At 70.2% G+C, this 2,342-nt stretch carries 1 protein-coding gene; it reads left to right on the top strand.

Features of this window, described 5'->3' with window-relative positions; all coding sequences use genetic code 11:
• Window positions 1–387: 387 nt before the first annotated feature.
• Window positions 388–2,193 (top strand): DNA helicase RecQ, encoded by a 1,806-nt coding sequence (gene recQ / locus NQ204_RS19515; RefSeq protein WP_256644699.1) that lies wholly within the window; start codon window positions 388–390, stop codon window positions 2,191–2,193.
• Window positions 2,194–2,342: the final 149 nt, after the last annotated feature.

Here is a 2,342-nt window from a genome sequence, read left to right as displayed (position 1 = left end):
CCCCCCCCCGCCGCGAGTGTTTGTTTTGGGGGGGGGGGGGGGCGGGCGTGGGGGGCGGCCCCCCCCCCCCCCCCCCCCCCCCCCCCCCACCCCATTTTGGATATCGATATCTGACAGATTTCATCCACGCATGGCGTGGATGGACCCACCGTCACCGGGAAACTGTCGGGGGTGGGGCGGTGTGGGCTTGCGGGACCGCAGGCGCCATGGATGGCGCCTACGAGCCCCCATGGACGGGTTTACGGCGTGTCCTGCCAGCCCACACCGCCCCGCCCAACCAGCAGCCCCCCCAGAGCCGGCTGTTGCCTTTGACCTTGCTCTGGCTTGAAGGCTTCTGCAGGTGCAGGGCGCAGCCCTGCCGCCGCCTCCGGGAGGTAAACTAGCTGGATGGCTTCCCGTCCCGCGCACGATCTGCTCCAACGCGTCTTTGGTTACGACGATTTCCGTGGTCCCCAGCAGGACATCGTGGAGCACGTGGCTGCCGGACATGACGCACTTGTCCTCATGCCCACCGGCGGCGGAAAGTCGCTGTGCTACCAGGTCCCGGCCCTGCTGCGCGATGGCGTCGGCATCGTCATCTCCCCGCTCATCGCCCTCATGCAGGACCAGGTCGAGGCCCTGCGCCAGCTCGGCGTGCGCGCCGAATACCTGAACTCGACCCTGGATGGCGAAACCGCCGCCCGCGTCGAGCGCGAGCTGCTGGCCGGAGAGCTGGACATGCTCTATGTCGCCCCCGAGCGCCTGCTGACCGGCCGCTTCCTGTCCCTGCTCTCGCGCAGCCGCATCGCCCTGTTCGCCATCGACGAGGCGCACTGCGTGTCGCAGTGGGGCCACGATTTCCGCCCCGAATACCGCCAGCTGACCGTCCTGCACGAGCGCTGGCCGGACATTCCGCGCATCGCGCTGACCGCTACCGCCGACCCGCCCACCCAGCGCGAGATCGCCGAGCGCCTGGACCTGGCCGAGGCCCGCCACTTCGTCAGCTCGTTTGACCGCCCCAACATCCGCTACACCGTGGTGCAGAAGGACAATGCCCGCAAGCAGCTGACCGATTTCCTGCGCGGCCACCGCAGCGAGGCCGGCATCGTCTACTCCATGTCGCGGCGCAAGGTCGAGGAAACCGCCGAATTCCTCTGCGGCCAGGGCTTCAATGCCCTGCCCTACCACGCCGGCCTGCCGCCGGAAGTGCGCGCCAACAACCAGCGCCGCTTCCTGCGCGAGGACGGCATCGTCATGTGCGCCACCATCGCCTTCGGCATGGGCATCGACAAGCCGGACGTGCGCTTCGTGGCGCATACCGACCTGCCCAAGTCGATGGAAGGCTATTACCAGGAAACCGGCCGCGCCGGCCGTGATGGCGAGGCCGCCGAGGCCTGGCTGTGCTACGGCCTGGGTGACGTGGTGCTGCTCAAGCAGATGATCGAGCAGTCCGAGGCCAGCGAGGAGCGCAAGCAGCTGGAGCGGTCCAAGCTGGACCACCTGCTGGGCTACTGCGAATCCATGCAGTGCCGCCGCCAGGTGCTGCTGGCCGGCTTCGGCGAGACCTATCCGCAGCCCTGCGGCAACTGCGACAACTGCCTGACCCCGCCCGCCGCGTGGGATGCCACCATCCCCGCGCAGAAGGCGCTGAGCTGCGTCTACCGAAGCGGCCAGCGCTTCGGCGTCGGCCACCTGATCGACATCCTGCGCGGCAGCGAGAACGAGAAGATCAAACAGCAGGGCCACGACACGCTGAGCACCTATGGCATCGGCCGCGACCTCGATGCGCGTACCTGGCGCAGCGTGTTCCGCCAGCTGGTGGCCGCCAGCATGCTGGAAGTGGACAGCGAGGGCCACGGCGGCCTGCGCCTGACCGATGCCAGCCGCGACGTACTGACCGGCCGCCGCCAGGTCAGCATGCGCCGCGATGCCGCCAGCACCACCGGCGGCCGCGACCGCAGCGCGCAGCGCACCGGCCTGTCGGTGCTGCCGCAGGACCTGGCGCTGTTCAACGCCCTGCGCGGCCTGCGTGCCGAGCTGGCCCGCGAACAGAACGTGCCGGCGTTCGTGATCTTCCACGACAGTACCCTGCGCAACATCGCCGAACAGCGACCGAACAGCCTGGACGAACTGGCCCGGGTGGGCGGCATCGGTGGCACCAAGCTGAGCCGCTACGGCCCGCGCCTGGTGGAGATCGTGCGCGAGGAAGGCTGACCGTTCTGGGGTGCCGCGCTGCGCGCTCACCGGGCACGGCCCGGCGTTGCGTCGCCTACCGTGGTGCGTGCCTTTGTAGAGGCGGGGGGGGGGGGGGGGGGGGGGGGGGGGGGGGGGGGGGGGGGGGGGGGGGGGGGGGGGGGGGGGGG

The sequence above is a fragment of the Stenotrophomonas testudinis genome (assembly GCF_024499815.1).
Taxonomy (GTDB): domain Bacteria; phylum Pseudomonadota; class Gammaproteobacteria; order Xanthomonadales; family Xanthomonadaceae; genus Stenotrophomonas.
Note: the sequence above shows the minus strand (reverse complement) of the source record. Positions and strands in the feature narration are given on the sequence as shown.